The sequence below is a fragment of the Rhizobium sp. BK529 genome (genome assembly GCF_014194105.1).
Classification (GTDB): Bacteria; Pseudomonadota; Alphaproteobacteria; order Rhizobiales; family Rhizobiaceae; genus Rhizobium.
Genome location: NZ_JACIAU010000001.1, coordinates 1,823,549 through 1,841,240, shown reverse-complemented (window position 1 = coordinate 1,841,240; position 17,692 = coordinate 1,823,549). Strand labels below are relative to the sequence as shown.

At 59.3% G+C, this 17,692-nt stretch carries 18 protein-coding genes and 1 pseudogene; 9 read left to right on the top strand and 10 right to left on the bottom strand.

Translation table 11 applies throughout. The features are described from left to right. Positions 1 to 95 precede the first annotated feature (95 nt). Together FHX08_RS09295 and FHX08_RS09290 are read right to left on the bottom strand one after the other, a co-directional pair. Positions 96 to 443, bottom strand: a complete 348-nt coding sequence (locus FHX08_RS09295) for a YciI family protein (protein WP_132651248.1) — start codon at positions 441 to 443, stop codon at positions 96 to 98. Between the two features lie 778 nt (positions 444 to 1,221). Further along, on the bottom strand, positions 1,222 to 2,091 hold the full coding sequence (locus tag FHX08_RS09290) for a DUF817 domain-containing protein (RefSeq protein WP_132651249.1): 870 nt from the start codon (positions 2,089 to 2,091) through the stop codon (positions 1,222 to 1,224). 136 nt (positions 2,092 to 2,227) lie between these two features. Between FHX08_RS09290 and FHX08_RS09285 the strand changes: the two genes are divergently transcribed. After that, positions 2,228 to 2,635 carry a DUF2809 domain-containing protein gene (locus tag FHX08_RS09285; RefSeq protein WP_184327090.1) on the top strand — a complete coding sequence of 136 codons (408 nt, stop codon included), beginning with the start codon at positions 2,228 to 2,230 and terminating at the stop codon, positions 2,633 to 2,635. Here FHX08_RS09285 and msrQ read toward each other — a convergent pair. Continuing rightward, complete coding sequence (msrQ, locus tag FHX08_RS09280; protein WP_132651251.1) at positions 2,621 to 3,283, bottom strand: protein-methionine-sulfoxide reductase heme-binding subunit MsrQ; 663 nt, start codon at positions 3,281 to 3,283, stop codon at positions 2,621 to 2,623. The two genes, FHX08_RS09285 and msrQ, sit on opposite strands and share 15 nt — an antisense overlap. Beyond that, positions 3,283 to 4,230 (bottom strand): protein-methionine-sulfoxide reductase catalytic subunit MsrP, encoded by a 948-nt coding sequence (gene msrP / locus FHX08_RS09275; protein WP_132651252.1) that lies wholly within the window; start codon positions 4,228 to 4,230, stop codon positions 3,283 to 3,285. Before msrP ends, msrQ begins: the two co-directional genes overlap by 1 nt. 323 nt (positions 4,231 to 4,553) lie before the next feature. On the opposite strand from msrP, the gene ilvD reads away from it, so the two are divergent. Further along, on the top strand, positions 4,554 to 6,392 hold the full coding sequence (ilvD, locus tag FHX08_RS09270; protein ID WP_132651253.1) for a dihydroxy-acid dehydratase: 1,839 nt from the start codon (positions 4,554 to 4,556) through the stop codon (positions 6,390 to 6,392). 56 nt (positions 6,393 to 6,448) lie between these two features. On the opposite strand, the gene FHX08_RS09265 is transcribed toward ilvD, so the two are convergent. Continuing rightward, on the bottom strand, positions 6,449 to 6,853 hold the full coding sequence (locus FHX08_RS09265; protein ID WP_132651254.1) for a GFA family protein: 405 nt from the start codon (positions 6,851 to 6,853) through the stop codon (positions 6,449 to 6,451). A gap of 75 nt (positions 6,854 to 6,928) precedes the next feature. Between FHX08_RS09265 and FHX08_RS09260 the strand changes: the two genes are divergently transcribed. After that, positions 6,929 to 7,381: a MarR family winged helix-turn-helix transcriptional regulator gene (locus FHX08_RS09260; RefSeq protein ID WP_132651255.1), complete on the top strand. Its 453-nt coding sequence runs from the start codon at positions 6,929 to 6,931 to the stop codon at positions 7,379 to 7,381. 12 nt (positions 7,382 to 7,393) lie between these two features. On the opposite strand, the gene FHX08_RS09255 is transcribed toward FHX08_RS09260, so the two are convergent. Beyond that, positions 7,394 to 7,708, bottom strand: coding sequence for a lysozyme inhibitor LprI family protein (locus FHX08_RS09255; protein WP_245508226.1), 315 nt, complete (start codon positions 7,706 to 7,708; stop codon positions 7,394 to 7,396). A gap of 313 nt (positions 7,709 to 8,021) precedes the next feature. On the opposite strand from FHX08_RS09255, the gene FHX08_RS09250 reads away from it, so the two are divergent. Next, positions 8,022 to 9,422 (top strand): DegQ family serine endoprotease, encoded by a 1,401-nt coding sequence (locus tag FHX08_RS09250; protein ID WP_132651257.1) that lies wholly within the window; start codon positions 8,022 to 8,024, stop codon positions 9,420 to 9,422. Continuing rightward, the gene (locus FHX08_RS09245; RefSeq protein ID WP_132651258.1) at positions 9,419 to 10,735 is read left to right on the top strand and encodes a replication-associated recombination protein A; all 1,317 of its coding nucleotides are present in this window, start codon (positions 9,419 to 9,421) and stop codon (positions 10,733 to 10,735) included. The genes FHX08_RS09250 and FHX08_RS09245 overlap by 4 nt, the downstream gene beginning before the upstream one ends. A 17-nt stretch (positions 10,736 to 10,752) precedes the next feature. On the opposite strand, the gene FHX08_RS09240 is transcribed toward FHX08_RS09245, so the two are convergent. From FHX08_RS09240 to FHX08_RS09230, 3 genes are all read right to left on the bottom strand, one after another. After that, complete coding sequence (locus tag FHX08_RS09240) at positions 10,753 to 11,055, bottom strand: DUF1883 domain-containing protein (RefSeq protein WP_132651259.1); 303 nt, start codon at positions 11,053 to 11,055, stop codon at positions 10,753 to 10,755. A 290-nt stretch (positions 11,056 to 11,345) separates the two neighbouring features. After that, a complete protein-coding gene (locus tag FHX08_RS09235) occupies positions 11,346 to 12,350 on the bottom strand; it encodes a ketopantoate reductase family protein (RefSeq protein ID WP_132651260.1) in 1,005 nt (334 codons plus the stop codon). 152 nt (positions 12,351 to 12,502) lie between these two features. Next, entirely contained in the window at positions 12,503 to 13,342 is an 840-nt protein-coding gene (locus tag FHX08_RS09230; protein WP_132651261.1) for an oxidoreductase, read from the bottom strand. 122 nt (positions 13,343 to 13,464) lie between these two features. On the opposite strand from FHX08_RS09230, the gene FHX08_RS09225 reads away from it, so the two are divergent. After that, entirely contained in the window at positions 13,465 to 14,352 is an 888-nt protein-coding gene (locus FHX08_RS09225; protein WP_132651262.1) for a LysR family transcriptional regulator, read from the top strand. A 303-nt stretch (positions 14,353 to 14,655) separates the two neighbouring features. After that, positions 14,656 to 15,627 carry an alpha/beta hydrolase gene (locus FHX08_RS09220; protein WP_245508227.1) on the top strand — a complete coding sequence of 324 codons (972 nt, stop codon included), beginning with the start codon at positions 14,656 to 14,658 and terminating at the stop codon, positions 15,625 to 15,627. Between the two features lie 37 nt (positions 15,628 to 15,664). Here the strand turns inward: FHX08_RS09220 and FHX08_RS09215 are convergent. Beyond that, positions 15,665 to 15,844: pseudogene (locus FHX08_RS09215) on the bottom strand (peroxidase); the annotation flags it as partial. 186 nt (positions 15,845 to 16,030) lie between these two features. Here FHX08_RS09215 and FHX08_RS31410 point away from each other — a divergent pair. Together FHX08_RS31410 and FHX08_RS09210 are read left to right on the top strand one after the other, a co-directional pair. Further along, the gene (locus FHX08_RS31410) at positions 16,031 to 16,219 is read left to right on the top strand and encodes a hypothetical protein (RefSeq protein WP_132651264.1); all 189 of its coding nucleotides are present in this window, start codon (positions 16,031 to 16,033) and stop codon (positions 16,217 to 16,219) included. 280 nt (positions 16,220 to 16,499) lie between these two features. Then, entirely contained in the window at positions 16,500 to 17,489 is a 990-nt protein-coding gene (locus FHX08_RS09210) for an aldo/keto reductase (RefSeq protein WP_132651978.1), read from the top strand. The last annotated feature ends 203 nt before the right edge of the window (positions 17,490 to 17,692 follow it).

Genomic DNA, 17,692 nt, shown 5'->3' with positions numbered 1-17,692 from the left:
TTGCGCATGCCGCAACGATCCCAGCCGCGCCATAGCGGCGTCTCATTTCAGAACTCGAACGACATAGCCTACAGAAGTAGCCGGGCGCTTCGAATCTAAAAACCAGCAGTCTCTCGCACCTCGATCGCCCCCATCCGAGCGAGTGGGTCCCGCTCTGCAATCTCCATTGCCTCCGCAAGGTTCTTCGCTTCAATGAGCAGGAAACCACCCAGATGCTCCTTGGTCTCTGCGAAGGGCCCGTCACTCCAACTGACCTTGCCGGCGCGAACGCGCAGTGTCTTTGCAGACTTTGGGTCGGCAAGCGCGTTGGAGGCGAGATAGTGGCCTGACCGTTTGAGGTCTTCATTGGAAGCCAGGGACGCCCGGTCGATCTCGGCCCATTCCTCCTTGCTGGCGGCATCAGCAAGAGTTTGATCGATATAGAAGAGGCAGAGGTAGCGCATTGGTTTCTCCATGGTGCTGTCGATGTTAGTCGCTTTGGGAGGCCACGCTTCGACAAAGGGCAAAAAAGAATCCTGCCACGGACTCACTTGGGCTCCGGCTCGCGTCTCCGGGGCTTTTGGCCCCAGCCCTCTGATCGTCTGGACAGAGAGCAAACCATTCTGCGGTTTTCCCGGTCGAGATTTCCGGGGACACCAAGCCGACGTCAAGGAGCAGACGAGCGTCAAACCGCGAAAGTTTGCTCAAGCTTCGGCGGTACCTTCGCTGATGCTTCAGCAGTATCCAAACGGCTTGCATGGTGCGCACGACACTGATGTGCTGCGACTGTAATTGGACTTGTTCGGAGTGCTCAACGGAAACCATAGTTGTCTCTCTTTCTTCGACTGGCTCACCCTTAGTCGAAGGCGACTGGCCGAAATCGACACGCCGCTTTCAGGAGCTTGATCCGCGCAGGCGACAAGACGGGTGCGCGGACCATAGGGCATCGTTTGATGCGTGACACGATCTTGAGGGAATAGAGTCGGCCGATCTGCAGGGCTTTGCTAAGGTGCTTCCCACAACGGCATTGCGTCCCCGACCAACGGTGCCCTTCAATGCCTTGCTGAAGATTTCAGACCGCGCCACTACGCCACCTGCGCACTCGACGACTGTCACCTCGCTGGAGGAGGTGTCCTGACCGTCGACTGTGGGCGAGCAGCGGCGACCTGCATATAGACGGGCTCTGCCCGGATTCGGCGGTTGCATCTACAGAGGCGCTGGCTCGTTGCCCATTTTTTGAGTTCATTCCGGCACGTGAATCTTGCTTTTGATGTGCTTAAGGTTTGCGACGATCGTAAACGTCATGATGACCAGCAGGCACCATGAACTCCATTTGCCGATATGGACGCTTGACCACGCGCCGATCTGGTTTGGATAGCGCCACACGCCGAAGAATGTGCTGATGTTTTCCGCAAGCCAGATGAAGAAGCCAATCAGGACGAAGGCGAGAAGCAGCGGCATCTTCCGATCCTGATCATACGGCCTGAAGACGACGGTGGTGCGCGCATAGAGACCAAGCGTGCATGCGGCGATGTACCAACGGTAGTCGCCGATATAGTGGTGGGTGAAGAAGTTGGCGTAGATCGCCAGTGCCATGAGCCCGGCCATCCAGTAGGATGGATGATGTCTCACGCGCAGATCGAAAAGGCGCCAGGCCTGAATGACATAGCTGCCGACGGCCGCATACATGAATCCGGAAAAGAGCGGGACGCCAAACAGCTTCGTATAGGCGAAATCCGGATAGCTCCACGACTGGATGCCGCTCGATGTCTTGAAGACCTCAAGCGCGAAACCAACCAGATGAAAGACCGAGATCGCCTTCAATTCGTCGATGGTTTCGAGCTTTGCCCAAACCATCCATACCTGGATCGCAAGAGCGATGACCAGCAGCAGATCATAGCGCGGGATACCAACGATACCGGCACGCGGAACCAGGAAGATCGACAGAAAAAAGAGGCCTGCAAAAAGGCAGGCCCGGGCTTCCTTGGCGACAAAATAGAAGAGTTCGACGACAAAGCGTTCGATCCCACTACATTTAAAATCGGCCGGTGGATCGATCAGGTGCTTGTCTAGTAAAGGAAGTAATCCTTGAAGCGTGGCGGCTTTTGGCATGTTCTGCGAGACCCCCAGACCGGTTGAAGCTATCAATCGCGGCTGCGCAAGGATGGCGCAGGCTTGATAACTTGCTGCTTCGCAATTAGCCGTTCAAATCAGTTGAGATTGTGGTGGTCAACCGGCGTTGCGCAGAATGATTCAAGGCTTACAGTTCCAGCGTTTTATGGCGCTGCTGCTCATCATCATTTGCGGCTTGACGCTAAGGCGTTTCGGTTATGCGGTCGATCTGCCGTTCTCCATCGTCAAATATGGGGGCTCACTGCTTTGGGGATCGATGGTTTATTTCCTGGTGGCCTTTGCAGTTGCAACTCTCGCAAGCGTTCGGCCCGCAGCAATTGCCGTCATGGCATTGCTCGTCGCCACAGGCGTTGAGCTGTTCCGGCTCTACCACACGCCTTGGCTCGACGGCTTTCGATTGACAATGACCGGTGCCTTGCTGCTCGGGCGGGTCTTCTCGCCCTGGAATATCGCAGCATATGCGATCGGGATCGCGGCCGCCTGCATGCTTGATCCGATCCGCAAGTCGTCACGAAGCCGATGATGCCACGGCGCGGCTGCCACGCGCCCGTCCTTGGCCATTCTTCCGGCTCCGCCCGATCGGCTTATAAGAACGGTAGAGAATCAGAGCGATGATCAGGCCAACATAGATATACTGCTCGAGATCGAGGATCTTCGTCGACAGGGCGAAGTGTACCGCAGCTGAGGCCGCGATGATGTAGACGAGGCGGTGCAGCCAGATCCAGTTCTTGCCGAGCCTGCGGATCGAATAATTGTTCGAGGTGACGGCAAGCGGAACGAGCATTGCCAACGCACCCATGCCGAACATGATGAACGGACGCTTCACCACGTCGTCGATGACGGCAGAAATATCCAGCGCTTGGTCTAGCACCATATAGACGGTGAAGTGCATCAGCGCGTAGTAAAAGGTCAGAAGACCAAGCGCGCGGCGATAGCGCAGGTAATTCCAGCCCAGAAGATCGCGGGCAGGAGTGATCGCAAGCGTCAGGATCAGGAAGCGGATGGTCCAGATGCCGAGAAAGAGCTCGAACGTTTTGACCGGATCGGCGCCAAGCCGGTCTGTCGCGCCGAGATAGAAATTCCAGGCCGCGGGCACGAGCCCAATCGCGTAGAGCAGCCAGACGGAAGCCGGCTGCCAGCGCTTCGGAATGGCAAGCGAAAACGCCGCCATCAGAAATTCGCCCTCAAATCCATGCCCGAGTAGAGGCTGGCAACTTCGTCGGCATAGCCGTTGAAGGGCAGGGTGGGATGACGGCTGGCACCGAAGAAGCCGCTTTCGCCGATCCGCCGTTCCGTAGCCTGACTCCAGCGCGGATGATCGACGTCAGGATTCACGTTGGCATAAAAGCCATATTCCTGAGCATTCGTCACCTGCCAGGTGTTCTTCGGCTGCTGCTCGACAAGCGAGATGCGGACGATCGACTTGATGCCCTTGAAACCGTATTTCCAGGGAACGACGAGGCGCACCGGCGCTCCGTTCTGGTTTGGCAGCGTTTCGCCGTAGAGGCCGACGGCAAGCAGCGTCAGCGGGTGACGGGCTTCGTCCATGCGCAGCCCCTCGACATAAGGCCAGTCGAGCGACTGGAAGAAGCCGCCCTGACCCGGCATTTCCTCCGGCCGCACAATGGTTTCGAAGGCAACATATTTGGCGCTGCCCTGCGGCTCCACCTTGTCGAGAAGCGCTGACAGAGGAAAGCCGTTCCACGGAATGACCATCGACCAGGCTTCCACGCAGCGCATGCGGTAGACGCGCTCCTCGATCGGGAATTCCTTCATCAGCGCTTCGATATCGAAGGTGCCAGGTTTGTTGACCAGGCCGTCGACCTTGATCGTCCATGGCAGCGGCTTGAACTTGTCGGAAAGCGCTGCGGGGTCGCCCTTGTCGAGGCCGAATTCGTAAAAATTGTTGTAGCTGGTCACGTCCTTGATCGGCGTGAGCTTATCATCGACCGTGTACTTGCTCTTGACGGTCGAAAGCGCGGCCGCGCTCGCCCTGCCGGCGCCGTAAAGCGATATGGCCCCAAGCGTTGCGGCACCGAGAAACTCCCGACGCTTCAGATAGACATTGCGCGGCGTGATATCCGACGAGCGGATCTTGGGTGGACGATAGGCTGCCATAGCGAGTTCCTCTTGGGCGGGGGTGGCCCGTGTGAATCCCTAAACGCAGATTACGCGTTTCGCATTAGTGTGTATGCCTTGAATCCTAGGCGCGAAAAGCCAATTTTTTGTGTTCGGCCGTGATGGAATAGACCGTAACAAATATGCGCTGGCATCCGTATACGACTGATGGCGCACCCGTACCGGTTTTGGCCATCCCGGTAGTGACAGGTTGAAACGATTGGATTAGGACAATTCCAAAAAGCGGCGATCGTCCGGCCTTCGCAAATCCTTTTGCCGCCCCGCATCGCCTGAAAATTCCTGGATATTGAGGGAAGACACCGATGCCAGCTTATCGTTCCAGAACCACGACCCACGGCCGTAACATGGCGGGCGCGCGCGGCCTTTGGCGCGCAACGGGCATGAAGGATTCGGATTTCGGCAAGCCGATCATCGCCGTGGTCAATTCCTTCACTCAGTTCGTGCCCGGCCACGTTCACCTCAAGGATCTCGGCCAGCTCGTCGCCCGCGAAATCGAGGCGGCCGGCGGCGTCGCCAAGGAGTTCAACACGATCGCCGTCGACGACGGTATCGCCATGGGCCATGACGGCATGCTCTATTCGCTGCCTTCGCGCGAACTGATCGCCGACAGCGTTGAATACATGGTCAATGCCCACTGTGCCGACGCCATGGTCTGCATCTCCAATTGCGACAAGATCACCCCCGGCATGTTGATGGCTTCGCTGCGCCTCAACATACCCACCGTCTTCGTCTCCGGCGGTCCGATGGAGGCCGGCAAGGTCGTCCTGCATGGCAAGACCCATGCGCTCGATCTCGTCGACGCCATGGTCGCTGCGGCCGATGACAAGATCTCCGACGACGACGTCAAGGTTATCGAGCGGTCGGCCTGTCCGACCTGCGGTTCGTGCTCCGGCATGTTTACCGCAAATTCCATGAACTGCCTGACCGAGGCCCTTGGCCTGTCGTTGCCCGGCAACGGCTCGACACTTGCCACCCATGCCGACCGCAAGCGCCTCTTCGTCGAAGCCGGCCACCTGATCGTCGATCTCGCTCGTCGTTATTACGAGCAGGAGGACGAGAAGGTCCTGCCGCGCGCAATTGCCTCCAAGCAGGCCTTCGAGAATGCCATGGCGCTCGATATTGCCATGGGCGGCTCCACCAACACGGTTCTGCATATTCTGGCGGCTGCCCATGAGGGCGAGGTGGATTTCACCATGGCCGACATCGATGCCTTGTCGCGCCGCGTTCCCTGCCTTTCCAAGGTCGCGCCGGCCAAGTCCGACGTCCACATGGAAGACGTCCATCGCGCGGGCGGCATCATGTCGATTCTCGGCGAACTGGATAAGGGCGGCCTTCTCAATCGCGACTGCCCGACCGTCCATGCCGAGACGCTGGGCGACGCGATCGACCGCTGGGACATCACCCGCACCAACAGCGAGACGGTCCGCAAATTCTATCGCGCTGCTCCGGGCGGCATCCCGACCCAGATTGCCTTCAGCCAGGAGGCACGCTGGGACGAACTCGATACCGACCGTGTTGGTGGCGTCATCCGCTCGGTCGAACATCCGTTCTCGAAGGATGGCGGCCTTGCCGTTCTCAAGGGCAATCTGGCCCTCGACGGCTGCATCGTGAAGACCGCCGGTGTGGATGAATCGATCCTGAAATTTTCCGGTCCGGCCAAGGTCTTCGAGAGCCAGGATGCGGCCGTCAAGGGCATCCTTGGCAATGAGGTCGTCGCCGGTGATGTTGTCGTCATTCGCTACGAAGGCCCGAAGGGTGGCCCCGGCATGCAGGAAATGCTCTATCCGACGAGCTACCTGAAGTCGAAGGGCCTCGGCAAGGCTTGCGCGCTGATCACCGATGGCCGCTTCTCGGGCGGTACCTCGGGCCTTTCCATCGGCCATGTCTCGCCGGAAGCGGCCAACGGCGGCACGATCGGTCTCGTGCGCCAGGGCGATATGATCGATATCGATATCCCGAACCGCACGATCAGCCTGCGCATCAGCGATACCGAACTTACCGCGCGCCGTGCCGAACAGGATCAGAAGGGCTGGCATCCGGCCGAAGCGCGCAAGCGCAACGTCTCGACAGCGCTCAAGGCCTATGCAGCCTTCGCAACCAGCGCCGACCGCGGCGCCGTTCGTGACCTGAACGCTCGCTGAGTCGAATAGCTGCTCAGATCTAAGACCCGCTGATTAAGTCAGCGGGTCTTTCGTTTTCAGAGATGCCGTGTTTCGGCCGGCACGGTCCACCAGCTGTTGTTCCGGCCGTCGAAATATTGCACCGGCGCTTCCGCAAGCTCGGCGGGATCGAGATCGTCAAGGCATGCGAGATTGATCGATACATAGGCGCCGCCAACCGCCTCGACATAACCATCGCCATAGGCCGCGACGCCGCAATTGGCGCAGAAGCGATGATGGCCGGAGAATGTGCCGAACTGATAGTCGCTGATGCCGGTCTCTTCGCAAAGCAGCCGGAAATCTTCGGGCTTGATATTGGCACCCCAATAGCGGCGCTTCCAGCAGATCGAGCAGTTGCACTTTCCCGTCCCGGCCTGAAGATCGATATCCGCCTCGTAGCGGATCCGGCCGCAATGGCAGCTTCCGTGATAGGTCTTCTTCATGCGCACCTCCTTGCGTATCGTTGCATCATATGACAACATATTGTCATTAACTATGAATGACAATATGTTGTCAATATGTCGAAAGAACGTACGCCTGAGGGCGATGCCTTTGCCGCACTGTCGATCGCAGTGCTCCGCCTTTCTGCCCATCTGCAGGCAGAAGGCGATGCGCTTGCCAAACCCGCTGGGCAGACCAGCGCGCGCTGGCAGGTGCTCGCTGCGGCTGACCACGCCCCCATGTCGGTTGCCGATGCAGCGCGTACCCTCGGCCTTGCGCGCCAAGGCGTGCAACGGATCGCCGATCTTCTTGAAGGCGAGGGGTTGATTGCCTATCGCGCCAACCCGGTCCATCAGCGCGCCAAGCTGATGGAATTGACTGATGCGGGAAAGAGAGTGCTTGCCGATATCTCCGCCCGTCAGGCGGTTTGGGCAAACGCACACGGTGCCGCTTGTGGCGAGGAGCGGCTGCGCCACGCCACCAGCCTCATCAACCAGATAATTGCCAGTTTCCAGGGCAGCAGAGATTAGGACCAAACGTCCTCAGAGCGGACGATTGATGTTCTTGTAGGTCTCGTCCAGCTGCTTCAACCGCTCCTGATAAGCGGCACCAATGCAGGCCGCATCGCCGCCGCACGCCTGCCGCTTCTTCAGCCATGCTGTCTGCTCGTCCTGCAGTGTACCGCGCGAGCCCATGGCCAGCAGGCCGGACAACAACTCGAAGGTCGTCACCATCTTTATATCGGCGTCGTTGAGCGATCGGTTCTCACAGATCACCTTCTCATCCGGCTGCAGCTCCTTTGCATCGCAGTCGAAGCTCGCTGCCAGCGCGCCGTGCGGCGCAAACGCGAGAAGCATCGCACAGACTGCGGCGGATTGAATGATGGTCTTCATGATCTCTCCCACTGCAAGGGCACTTCGTTTCCGCTTTACGGCAAAGATGATGCAGGTCGGTTCTGTGGCAAGGATCAAACCCATTCGCGGCCTTCAAGGCGGTGTCTCTGGTCGGTGACTGCTCGCTGCTTTTAGACTTAAATATCAGTAACCTACTTCACTTTCCTGATTCAGATTCCCATAGCCGTATTGCACGATCTTCCATGCTTCCGCCCTCTTTCCTTTCTAGCGTCGGGCGCTACAACGTTTTTCTAGAGAGCATTTCAAAAGGATTCCCATGCAAGGCCTGTTCAAACACGCCTCCGTTTCCCTTCTGGCATTGACGCTTCTGCTGCCGGCGGCAGCTTTGGCGCAGACAAAGACCGTGCCGGAAAGCCAGATGCAGATGCAGCTTTCCTTCGCGCCGCTGGTCAAACAGACCACGGGCGCCGTCGTGAATGTCTATGCTGAGAAGACCATTCAGCGACAGTCGCCTTTTGCCGGCGATCCCTTCTTCGAGCAGTTCTTCGGCCAGCAGATGCCGAACCGCTCCGAGAAGCAGTCTTCGCTCGGCTCCGGCGTCATCGTCGAGGCGAATGGCACTGTCGTGACCAACAACCACGTCATCGAAGGCGCCGACGATATCAAGGTGGCCCTGTCCGATGGCCGCGAGTTTCCCTGCAAGGTCGTTCTTCGCGACGATCGCGTCGATCTGGCCGTGCTGAAGATCGATAGCAAGGCCGATTTCCCGACGCTGCCGATCGGCAATTCCGATGCGGTGGAGGTCGGTGACCTCGTACTGGCGATCGGCAATCCCTTCGGTGTCGGCCAGACCGTGACGAGCGGCATTGTTTCTGCTCTTGCCCGCAATCAGGTCGTCAAGAACGAGTTCGGCTTCTTCATTCAGACGGATGCCTCGATCAATCCGGGCAATTCCGGCGGCGCGCTGATGAACATGAAGGGCGAGCTGATCGGCATCAACACGGCGATCTTCTCGCGAGGCGGTGGTTCGAACGGTATCGGCTTTGCCATTCCCGCCAACCTCGTGAAGGTCTTCCTCGCCTCGGCCGATTCCGGCGTCAAATCCTTCGAACGACCCTATATCGGCGCAAGCTTTGATCCGGTGACGTCGGAGGTTGCCGACGCACTTGGCCTTGATAAGGCGCGCGGCGCACTGATCGCCAAGGTTACGGCAAATAGCCCGGCAGCCAAGGCAGGCCTCAAGGTGGGCGAAATCGTTACCGCCGTTGACGGCATCGCCGTAGAGCATCCAGATGCGCTCCTCTACCGCCTGACGACGGCCGGCCTCGGTAAGACTGTCAATCTGACGGTCATGGAGAATGGGCGTGCGCAGCAGGTGGCCCTCGCTCTTGTCCGCGCGCCGGAGACCCAGCCTCGCGATCAGCGCACGATCGGTGGACGTACGCCCTTTACCGGCGCGGTCGTGGAAAACCTTTCGCCGCGTGTGGCCGACGAACTGAGGATGCCGCTCGATTCAACGGGTGTCGTCATTTCCGACGTTGCAGCGGATTCTCCCGCTGCCCGGCTCGGTTTCGAGCCGAAGGATATCATCGTTTCTATCAATGGGGCCGAAGTGAAAACCAGCCGTGACCTGCAGGAGATCGCCGATTCCGACCCCGGCCTCTGGCGGGTCGAGATCGAGCGCGATGGTCAGCGTATCAGGCAGTTCTTCCGATGAGTGACGATCTCTTCGCGCCGCGTGTTCCGGAAGAGGTCGCCAGTCGGCGGCCGCTTGCCGATCGCCTGCGGCCGAAGACGCTTGGAGAGGTCACCGGTCAGGAGCATCTGACCGGTGAGGACGGCGTTCTGCGCCGGATGATCGACAGCGGTTCGCTCGGCTCTATGATTTTTTGGGGCCCGCCCGGCACCGGCAAGACGACGGTCGCGCGGCTGCTGTCCGGAGAAGCCGGTCTGGCATTCGAACAGATCTCGGCGATCTTTTCCGGCGTCGCCGATCTGAAGAAAGTCTTCGAAGCAGCTCGCATGCGCCGCATGGATGGCCGCCAGACGCTGCTCTTCGTTGATGAGATTCATCGCTTCAACCGCGCTCAGCAGGATAGTTTCCTACCGGTCATGGAGGACGGCACCGTCATCCTCGTCGGCGCGACAACAGAGAACCCATCCTTCGAACTCAATGCCGCTCTGCTGTCGCGCGCCCGCGTGCTGACATTCAAGTCGCATGACGAGCAGAGCCTTGAGGAACTGCTGAAGCGCGCAGAGGCTGCCGAGAGCAGATCGTTGCCTTTGACCGAGGATGCGCGCGCCAGCCTGATCCGCATGGCCGACGGAGATGGTCGCGCCGTGCTGACGTTGGCCGAGGAAGTCTGGCGCGCTGCCCGCCAAGGCGAGACCTTCGATACCGAGGGCCTGACGCGCATCGTCCAGCGTCGCGCGCCCGTCTATGACAAGGCACAGGACGGTCACTACAATCTGATCTCTGCACTTCACAAATCGGTCCGCGGTTCCGATCCGGATGCCGCGCTCTATTATCTCGCCCGCATGTTCGATGCCGGCGAGGACCCGCTCTACCTTGGCCGACGGCTGGTACGCATGGCGGTGGAGGATATCGGTCTTGCCGATCCGCAGGCGCTGGTAATCTGCAATGCCGCCAAGGATGCCTATGACTATCTCGGTTCGCCGGAAGGTGAATTGGCACTGGCAGAAGCCTGCGTCTATCTCGCGACCGCACCGAAATCGAACGCGGTCTATACTGCCTTCAAGGCTGCGACCATGGCTGCGAAGCAGAATGGTTCGCTCCTGCCGCCGAAGCACATCCTGAACGCGCCGACAAAGCTGATGAAGGGCGAGGGATATGGCGAAGGCTACCGCTACGACCACGACGAGCCGGACGCCTTTTCAGGCCAGGATTATTTTCCGGAGAAAATGGGCCGCCAGACTTTCTACGATCCGCCCGAACGCGGTTTCGAACGCGAGATCCGCAAGCGGCTGGATTGGTGGGCGAAGCTTCGCAAGGAGCGCAATCCGCGCTGAGAGCGGACCGCGTGAATTCAGGCGCGTCTCTGCGCGCTGGGGGCGTTGATCAGCTTGACGGAGGAATCCGCCAACCCATGATGGCCTTCCATGTCGACGACGACATGCCAGTGACCGCTTTCGGGAATGGCGAGCTTGACGGGTGACTTGCGCGCGACACCGCCGATATACTTGAAATCGAGCACTTCGGTGAAGCGCTGGAAATTTGGCGCCGTCATCAGCCGCACATTGTTCACGGCGCTCAGCGACACCTCGATGATCGTTCCAGCGCGCTGTTCCTTAAGATCATAATGGGTGAAGCGGAAGTTTGGTTTCGGCATCGGTCTCGCGGCATATGAAGTCTCTGCAGGTGAGACTCTATCAGCGCGGCAGTTAAGGAAAGGTTGGAAACTCCCGTCGTGTTGCCGTTCCCGTTGTCTCAAAATGGCAGGAACGGCACCGTATTTAGTGGATGTTACCGGCGCTACGCGCAAGAGGTGCAAAATCGAGCACCATGCCTGCGGTCGCGCGGCAGATCTCATCCGGATTGTGGTCGCACTCTTCCGCAGTGAAATGGAGGGCCGCGGCTTCGTTGATGAAGAGACCGCCGAATCGCATAAAGAGGCGGCCATCAACCGCCGCGCTGGTTTTCCTTGTCGAGCTGTGTGACGAGCGCCATGATCACCTCGGAAACGGGTGTCGGCACGTTGGCAATGCGTCCGAGCGCGACAACCATGCCCACGAGCGGCACGATCTCCAAAGCCTTGCCGGCCAGCAGATCCTGCAGCATTGATGTGCGCACCGGGCCGATGTGGCGTGACTGCTGCAGTCTCTCTTCGATCGTGATGCTGAATGTTGCACCAAGGGCACCACCGACGGCGCGCACTTCGTTCATGATCTTGCCGACCATGTCGAACAGCGCGGGATCGGCCATGATATCGGTCATCAAGGCCCGCGTCAGGGCGCTGATCGGGTTGAATGCCGCATTGCCCATCAGCTTGCTCCAGATCTCATCGCGAATCCGCGGCGTGGTGGAGACATTGAGGCCGGCCTTGGCAAAGAGACTGGCAATGGTTTCGAGATCAGCCGACATGTCGCCGGAGGGTTCGCCAAGCACGAAGCGGCCGTTGTTGGAAAGGCGGATTTCACCGGGGTTGACGACCTCCGCGCCCTGCAGCGCCACGCAGCCGATCACCCGTTCCGGCCCAATCAGCCGCCACAGCTTGCCGCCGGGATCGAGTTCGTCGAACTGCAGCTCGGCTTGGCCGCTTTGCGTATCACGGTGGAAATACCACCAGGGTATTCCGTTCAGCACCATGACGACACGGGTGCCGTCCTTCAGCAGCGCCGCCATGCCTTCCGCTGCCGGGCCGAGCTGATGGCCCTTGAGGCCGGTGATGATGAGGTCCTGCGGCGGCAGCGTAGTGGGATCATCGGTTGCTGTAACCCTCACATTGATCGGTTTGTCAGCATCGGCTTCATGCAGAGAAAGCCCGTTCTTGCGGATCGCTTCCAGATGCGCGCCGCGCGCAACGACGGAAACAGTCGCGTCGTCGCCGAGCCGGCTTGCAAGCTTGACGGCAATCGCTCCTCCCAGGGCACCGGCCCCATAGATACAGATAGATGTGCTCGCCATGCCTGCCTCTTCCTGTTCGTGATGACGCGGTAGACATAGGCCATTGCGGTGCTAGGGGCGAATGAGAATCTTGCCATCTCGACAATCTTCACGCCAAAATGAAAACAAGCGCGCCGGCGCGCGCTTGTCGTTGCGGAGAGATCAGAGCTTCTTTAAGCGGTCGGCCCGAAGTCCGTGGAGACGGCGAGCGCGCGCCACTGGGCAAGTTCCTTTTCCACACTGGCATGTTCTTCCTCGATCTTGGCGACCGTATCGCTACCGAAAGGCATGCGCAGCGGCGGGTTGGCGGCGTTGACCATTTCGATGATTCCTGCGGTCAGCTTCGCCGGGTCGCCGGGCTGGGCATGGTTGGCGCTGGCTGCGAAGTCGCGCATGTTGCCGGCCGGCGTTCCAACATAATCGGGGATGGAGGCCGGGCTGATCGCCAGCGAGGTGTCATGCAGAAAGTCAGTGCGGAAGAAGCCGGGCTCGATGATCGTGACCTTGATGCCGAAAGGCTCGACTTCGGTCGCCAGCGATTCCGACAGGCCCTCGACGGCAAACTTCGTGGAGCCATAGACACCCCAGCCCGGGAAGCCGGCATAACCGCCGATCGACGAGAAGTTCAGGATATGGCCCGAACGCTGACGGCGCATGTAGGGCAGTACGGCGCGGGTGACCTTCAAGAGGCCGAAGACGTTGGTGGCGTAGATCTTCTCGATCTCCTCGGCCGTTGCCTCTTCGACGGCGCCGAGCAGGCCGTAGCCGGCATTGTTGGCGAGGATATCGATCCGACCGAAGCGGGCAACGGCTGCTGCTGCTGCTTCCCTGGCCTGTTCCTCATTGGTGACGTCCAGAGCGATGGCGAGCAGGTTCGGATGATCGCCGAACTGTTCGGTTATGGCCTTCGGATTGCGGGCGGTGGCAACGACAGCGTCGCCAGTAGCAAGAGCGTCTTTGGTCATCAGCGCGCCGAAACCGCGCGATGCACCTGTGATCAACCAGACTTTCATGACAATTCCCTTCCTTCGATTGTTTGTTTCAGCAGTTCGTTGCTGACAGGAGGAATTTGACGCAAATCTAGCTCATGTATAAGATTTGTTATTTATGAGATTATGATGAGCAGCATTCAGCAATGAGAGCGACCGAATTGTCCGAAATGGCAGCTTTCGCCGCTGTCGCCAGACACAAGAGCTTCCGCAAGGCGGGGGAGGAGAGGGGCGTTACCGCCTCTGCAATTAGCCACGCGGTCCTCAATCTGGAGGATCGCATCGGCATCCGTCTCTTGAACCGCACGACCCGCAGCGTCTCGCTGACGGAAGCCGGTGAACTTCTGCAGTCACATCTCGATCCGGCCTTCGGTGAGATCAACTCGGCGCTCGATGCGCTGAACCGCTATCGGGAAACGCCCTTCGGCCGGGTGCGCATCAATGTCGGCAATTCCATCGCGCCCTTCGTCGTCGGTCAGATCATCGGACCGCTTCTAATGAACAATCCCAACCTGCAGCTCGAAATCGCCGCAACGGACAGGCTGGTGGATATCGTCGAAGAAGGTTTCGATGGCGGCATCCGCTTCGGTGAGCGCGTCACGGAGGGCATGATCGCCGTTCGCATCAAGCCGCGCCTGCGCCTCGTCGTCGTCGGCGCACCCGCCTATTTCGAAACCCGGCCAAAGCCGCAGACGCCGCATGACCTGAAGCGGCATATCTGCATCCAGAATATGTTCCCTTCGGGCGCACGTTACCCCTGGGATTTCGAAAGGAATGGCCAGGCGATTACCTTCCATCCGACCGGTCCGCTCGCCCTCGACGACCACGAGCTGATGACTTCGGCAGCACTCAGCGGCGTCGCGCTCGCGTATGTCTGGGAGGGCAGGGTGGCGCCGCTGATTGCAAGCGGTCAGCTCATCCAGGTGCTGGACGAATGGTGTCAGCCGGAAGAGCCGCTGTATCTCTATTATCCGAGCCGCCGGCATATCTCCGCGGGCTTCCGCACGGTGATCGATGCGATCCGGGGCGACTGAGCGTCAAAGCGTCCGAAATTCCAGCGGGTAGATGACATCCTCTCCGATTGTCGGATCGGTGCGGCGCACGTCATTGGATTATGAACCCGGAGCCTTTCCTGGTCAGAATGCTTCAATCTGATCACGAAAAGGCTCCCGGTGATCTGTCAAAACTCCCTTTTGACTCTCGGTGGCGAACTGGCGAAGATGCGCCGCAGAAAAGCAAGATCAGCGCCGGAGGGGCGAATGAGAAAGCCGTATTTTTCCGCTTGGGATCGATGGAAAGCGGAATGTCGTATAGGACTGCTGTCGGCGCTTGCCGGCATGGTGCTGTCTGCTTTTCCGCTGGAAATATCGGCACAGGAAATGCCGGCACAATCGCCGACTTCCCAGGAGCAGGTCGAAAAGCTGCTTTCGCGCTGGAAAGAACATTTCAAGAATGCTGAGACGCTGCGGGACCGTCGCACCGCCTTTCGCGATTTAATGGATTCGCTGCCGGAGCCGACACGCATCCAGATCCGGCATGTCGATGCCGGCGGCGTCGATGCTGAACTCATGTGGCCGGCGCGCCTTCACCATCCGATCGGCCGCCGCGCGATCCTTTTTATCCATGGCGGTGGCTTCTACAGTGGCTCCATCCGCACCCACAGCCTGCTTGCCGGCTCACTCGCGAAGGCCGCTTCCAGCGATGTGCTGCTCATCGATTACCGGCGGGCGCCGGAATACAGCTATCCCGCGCAAGCCAATGATGCCTTGAGCGCCTACCGCTACCTGCTCGACAGCGGCTACAGCAACGGAAACATCATTATTGTCGGGGACGGCGCGGGCGGCAATCTCGCGCTCGAGACGGTGCTGCGGCAGATGCGCTCCAGACAGCCGCTGCCAGCAGCCGTCGTGGCGCTCAGCCCGATCACCGATCTGTCGCTATCGGGTGCATCTGTCACGGCCAATGCCGCCAAGGATCGGGTCGTGGACAAGACTGTGCTGGAGGCACTGCGCAAGGCGTATCTCGGCAACAATTCCGCGACGGATCCCGAGGTTTCACCGCTTTATGCCAGTCTCTCCGGTTTTCCGCCCTTGCTGCTGCAGGTCGGTTCCGACGAGTTGCTGCTCGACGATACGCTGAGGTTTGCCGACAAAGCGCAGAAGGCGGGCGTCGATGTGACGACGCAAGTCTGGCCAGGAATGCCGCATCAATGGCAACTTTTCCCATCCCTGCTTGAAGACGCCGACAAGGCGGGCCAGAAGATCGCCGAATTCGCGGTCGCGCATTTTGCGGATCCACCGGAGGAGTAGGCCGCGGGCGCACGTCCGGATAGTTCGCAACGCCTGCTCAGTGGCCTGAATTCAACCCTTCGATCGGCCGGCCGATGGTCAAACTTTGTCGCAACTTGGGATCGAGCCGTTCGGCATAGACGTGATCGGGCGCAGCCCCCAGTGCATCCAGCATCTTCGAGAAGAAACAGCGCGCCGCCGCCGCTGCGGTCACGTCGAAGATCTCGGCATCGCTCAAAAAACACCAGCCACTCCGCTGCCATCGCCCTGACATGAAATACCGGAAGTCTAATCTCTGCGGGCCTGTGCAAATGACGAAATCTTGATCGACAACGCCGTTCTCGGAGCGCCGGACTGGCCTATTTTATTAGCCGGAGCGGATATGCGCCGCGTTCCGGTCGCCGATTAGATGGGGGTGGATCAGATGTTCCAATTTCGAAAACTGTTGGCAGCAGGGGCGGCTGTCATCGTGCTGGCTACGATATCGTCCTGCACGACGAGCTCAGATAGTTCGATCCAGACCGGCTCTGTCGGTTACGGGCAAAGCGCCGACTTCGGGCTCCGACCGGCGTGCCTGGGCGGATTCGGCAACGATAGGCCCTGCAGTTATTGACAAATAGCTTGGCGGTCAGATGAGCTTCCGGAAATGATCGGGCGCTGGATCGGCGCGGAACCGGAGGCGGGACGGCGGATGTTGCCATCGAAGCCGTTGAAAATAATATGATATTGCCAGATGAGCAGAGACGATGCGAAAGGACGTAGTTTCCTTTCATGCGGAGCTTCGCATATCGTTGCCGATGACATATAGTGCAAGAAATCGATAATCACTCGATCACACGACGCCGACCTCGGTCCAGAGGCGGCACATTTTCATAACCTATGGGAGCTGCATGATGGATTATCGTCGTCTAGGGAAGTCGGGTCTGCAAGTGAGTGAATTCTCCTTCGGATCGTGGGTCACCTTCGGCAAGCAGGTCAATGGCGGCGACGCCATCGACCTCATGAGGCTTGCCTACGACAATGGGGTGAATTTCTTCGACAATGCGGAAGGATATGAAAGCGGCAAGTCCGAAATTGTCATGGGTGAGGCGCTGAAGTCGCTCGGCTGGAGCCGCGATAGCTACATCGTATCCAGCAAGGTGTTCTGGGGAGGACAGAAGCCGACGCAGCGGGGCCTGTCGCGCAAGCACGTGACAGACGCCTGCCACGCGGCTCTCAAAAGGCTTCAGGTCGATTATCTCGACCTCTACTTCTGCCACCGCCCGGATATCGATACGCCGATCGAGGAAACCGTCCGCGCGATGCACGATCTCGTCGCCCAGGGGAAGGTGCTCTATTGGGGAACGTCAGAATGGTCCGCGCAGCAGCTGACGGAAGCCTATGCCGTTGCCCGAGACCTCCGCGTCACGCCGCCGACCATGGAACAGCCGCAGTATAATATCTTCGAACGCCAGAAGGTCGAATCTGACTATCTGCCGCTCTACGATTTGATCGGCCTCGGCACAACCATCTGGTCGCCGCTCGCCTCAGGCGTGCTCACCGGCAAATATAATGATGGCATTCCGGCCGACAGCCGCATGAATCTGCCTGGCTATGAATGGCTGAAGGAACGGTGGTCCACCGACGCCGCCCGCGCCCAGCTCGCCCAGGTTCGCGAGCTGGCCAAGCTCGCGAACGAGATCGGTCTCTCGATCACCCATCTCGCGCTTCTGTGGTGCCTCGCCAACAAAAACGTCTCGACCGTCATTCTCGGGGCTTCGCGCGCGAGCCAATTGCAGGACAACCTCGCGGCCCTCTCGCACAAGGACAAGATAACGGCAGACGTGTTGGAGCGGATCGACAGCATCGTCGGAAACAAGCCGGAAGCACCGCGTCGTTTCTAATCCTCTTGGACGGGGCCAAGCTTATCCGGCCCCTTCAGTATTCCGATATGAAAATGGCCGGACCTTTCGGGTCCGGCCATTTCAATTTCCAGCACGCTTCAGTGACCGCGCTTGAAACGAGTGGCGGCTTAAGGCGCTTGAATGGCTTTTGCGATCGTTGGGTTGAAGGAGCAAGATATTTATTCCCAGCAGCGGCGGGCCAT

Excerpts from the sequence above, each read along its gene's own strand:
- FHX08_RS09295 (WP_132651248.1), bottom strand. The coding sequence starts at position 443 with ATGCGCTACCTCTGCCTCTTCTATATCGATCAAACTCTTGCTGATGCC.
- FHX08_RS09290 (WP_132651249.1), bottom strand. The coding sequence starts at position 2,091 with ATGCCAAAAGCCGCCACGCTTCAAGGATTACTTCCTTTACTAGACAAG.
- FHX08_RS09285 (WP_184327090.1), top strand. The coding sequence starts at position 2,228 with ATGATTCAAGGCTTACAGTTCCAGCGTTTTATGGCGCTGCTGCTCATC.
- msrQ (WP_132651251.1), bottom strand. The coding sequence starts at position 3,283 with ATGGCGGCGTTTTCGCTTGCCATTCCGAAGCGCTGGCAGCCGGCTTCC.
- msrP (WP_132651252.1), bottom strand. The coding sequence starts at position 4,230 with ATGGCAGCCTATCGTCCACCCAAGATCCGCTCGTCGGATATCACGCCG.
- ilvD (WP_132651253.1), top strand. The coding sequence starts at position 4,554 with ATGCCAGCTTATCGTTCCAGAACCACGACCCACGGCCGTAACATGGCG.
- FHX08_RS09265 (WP_132651254.1), bottom strand. The coding sequence starts at position 6,853 with ATGAAGAAGACCTATCACGGAAGCTGCCATTGCGGCCGGATCCGCTAC.
- FHX08_RS09260 (WP_132651255.1), top strand. The coding sequence starts at position 6,929 with ATGTCGAAAGAACGTACGCCTGAGGGCGATGCCTTTGCCGCACTGTCG.
- FHX08_RS09255 (WP_245508226.1), bottom strand. The coding sequence starts at position 7,708 with ATGCTTCTCGCGTTTGCGCCGCACGGCGCGCTGGCAGCGAGCTTCGAC.
- FHX08_RS09250 (WP_132651257.1), top strand. The coding sequence starts at position 8,022 with ATGCAAGGCCTGTTCAAACACGCCTCCGTTTCCCTTCTGGCATTGACG.
- FHX08_RS09245 (WP_132651258.1), top strand. The coding sequence starts at position 9,419 with ATGAGTGACGATCTCTTCGCGCCGCGTGTTCCGGAAGAGGTCGCCAGT.
- FHX08_RS09240 (WP_132651259.1), bottom strand. The coding sequence starts at position 11,055 with ATGCCGAAACCAAACTTCCGCTTCACCCATTATGATCTTAAGGAACAG.
- FHX08_RS09235 (WP_132651260.1), bottom strand. The coding sequence starts at position 12,350 with ATGGCGAGCACATCTATCTGTATCTATGGGGCCGGTGCCCTGGGAGGA.
- FHX08_RS09230 (WP_132651261.1), bottom strand. The coding sequence starts at position 13,342 with ATGAAAGTCTGGTTGATCACAGGTGCATCGCGCGGTTTCGGCGCGCTG.
- FHX08_RS09225 (WP_132651262.1), top strand. The coding sequence starts at position 13,465 with ATGAGAGCGACCGAATTGTCCGAAATGGCAGCTTTCGCCGCTGTCGCC.
- FHX08_RS09220 (WP_245508227.1), top strand. The coding sequence starts at position 14,656 with ATGGTGCTGTCTGCTTTTCCGCTGGAAATATCGGCACAGGAAATGCCG.
- FHX08_RS31410 (WP_132651264.1), top strand. The coding sequence starts at position 16,031 with ATGTTCCAATTTCGAAAACTGTTGGCAGCAGGGGCGGCTGTCATCGTG.
- FHX08_RS09210 (WP_132651978.1), top strand. The coding sequence starts at position 16,500 with ATGGATTATCGTCGTCTAGGGAAGTCGGGTCTGCAAGTGAGTGAATTC.